Source organism: Paenisporosarcina sp. P4_D4, assembly GCF_056401835.1.
Window position 1 is genome coordinate 1 of the sequence record NZ_JBFUIO010000228.1, and the last position, 2,247, is coordinate 2,247.

At 31.3% G+C, this 2,247-nt stretch carries 2 protein-coding genes; both read right to left on the reverse strand.

The features are described 5' to 3' along the window. Nucleotides 1-549 precede the first annotated feature (549 nt). The gene (locus AC1DSL_RS17405; protein ID WP_477533189.1) at nt 550-1,431 is read right to left on the reverse strand and encodes a hypothetical protein; all 882 of its coding nucleotides are present in this window, start codon (nt 1,429-1,431) and stop codon (nt 550-552) included. 302 nt (nt 1,432-1,733) lie between these two features. After that, nucleotides 1,734-2,247, reverse strand: a 514-nt coding sequence (locus AC1DSL_RS17410; protein ID WP_477533190.1) for a GrpB family protein, incomplete at its 5' end; no start/stop codon positions are given.

Below are 2,247 nucleotides of genomic sequence, written 5' to 3' on the forward strand. Positions count from 1 at the left end.
CTCTAAAGTGATGCTAATTGGTATTTAAAAAGAGTTTCAATAATTATTTACTACAATATACGTTGCCACATCATTTTTAATATGATAAGCCGTAATTGCTAATTTAACAGCCCGATGTTATTGAACTAAAGCACCCGTTAGTTGAATAAGCACATTTATTAAATATGGATAAACAACGTATCATCTGATTTAATCGTGATCAAAGGATGTTCAGGTATGTTCTCTATAGTTAGTAAGATTTCTTTACCAAGAATGCTTGATAGCTTTCTCATAAATTCAAATTGACCGGGTCTGCATCGGCATACAGGTAGCGGTTCAAGGAAGTCGGTTCATCCTCTTCCTCTTCAAAACTAAAGGAACATTGTGGCACTTACGGTTTTTAAAAACCAAAGTTCTGAATGTTAAAAACCTTGAAAGACACTCGTCCTTTAAGGTTGATAAACATACGTATACATAGAATCAAAATCTGAGAAATCAAATACAATACTGTCATCTTCGTAATAGTTTTCAATGTTTCCAATTACCTTACTTGAATACATAACCAAGGATTTATGTCCTTTTACCAAGTAAAATTTCTTTGACCTCTTTCTCTTGATATCTGTAGTGCTTCTTCTCCACAAAAATGAAATTTTTTAGATTTGGTAATTCAAGAAGATTGCTAAAATCTCCTTCTATAATAGTTGTATTTCCAGCGATGTAAATTCTATTCAGGTTCAAACATTTTTTTAACGGTTCTATTGATTGAATATCTCCACAATCGATGATTAAGAAATTTTTTAAATTCCCTAAGCCTTCGAATTCATCTAATTTTTTTATTCGCTTACAACTATCAATTTCTATTTTTTCTAAATTTTCCAATGCACTAAGTGATTCAAGTGAAATTAATTTAGTACATTTATATAAATCCAATAATTTCAAGTTTTTTAAGTGATTGATTCCTTGTAACGTTTGTAGTTTAGTCGAAGTCACAAGTAACTCTCTTAAGGAAGTAAGATGACTTAACGGTATTAAATCCTCAAATGGATAGTTCACGATATTTAATCGTTCCAATGTAGAAACACTAAAACAATTTATAACTTTCGTGTTCCATTTCAGAAAAAGTGTTTTTAGCTTTTTAAATCGACTGATATCCAATTCAACAGTTAACTTACAACCTAGCGCTAAATGCTCAAGTGATTGGATGTGAAATAAGACGCTTACGTCTTTTATATCTTCCGCATATATTTCAACACCCTTTAAAAAATCCAGCGATTTTAAGAAATCTATGTCTTGATCTTCCCAGCCGACACTCCTGCTTAAGCGTAGATATTGAATTCTTTGCTTTACCATAACGCTTCTCAAACTATCATCCCMAAAATCAGTCAATACTAAAGTATGACCAGTATCTTTTTTACCAGAGTCAATAAAATATAAACTCGAATGTACAGACATCTTAAAATTACCTCCTTTTTTATTTTTCCTGCCTACTTTTTATATAAAAAAATAGGCAGGAATATTTCTTCATTTTCGTTTTTTCAACTATTTCTTCTTCTTTTTCTTTTTCAGTAAATATTGTCTTTTCGGGCCTATTGGATAGACCAATAAACGTTCCGCTTGTATGACCTAAATAAACAGTAATCCTTCTTCAACTAAACTGCCCCGTTAGTTGAATAAGAAAAAGGCTTTACCTCTTATTGAAGTAAAKCACCCGTTAGTTTAAGTACATTTCTTCACAAACTTATATTAGTTCGCAACTAAGAATTAAGAACATAATTGATAAATTCTGTTTTTTCTTTAGTGTACGCTTCACGATCATTGCTATATTTTTTTGCTAAATTTCTTTTAAGAATAGCGTATTCATCAATAAACTGCTGATTAGTCCGTAATAAATCACGAAAAAGTAGCTGTTTATCCCACCGTTCTTCTCCCTCAAGAAAAATATGTAAATGTACTACTCGTTTGTCGTTAATTACTTTCACAAAAAATCTTTGCCAAGGTCGATTGTCTATGTTAGGTGGTACATAATGCCAGTCGTGATTAGCTAACAATGAAGATATTTCTTTTATTTTTTGAAATGAATCAATTTTAGCCATTAAATCAATGATTGGTTTAGCTGGTAAATTAAGAATAGATGTACTTCCATAATGTTGAATTTCTGTTATGCCGAAAGTTGAAAGAAGATTAAGAAGAAGTGCTTTTTCCTGATTACCTTTTTCTACCCACTTGGGATTTGGTTCGACAATGTCTATTGTCTCATTAGCCCAAACG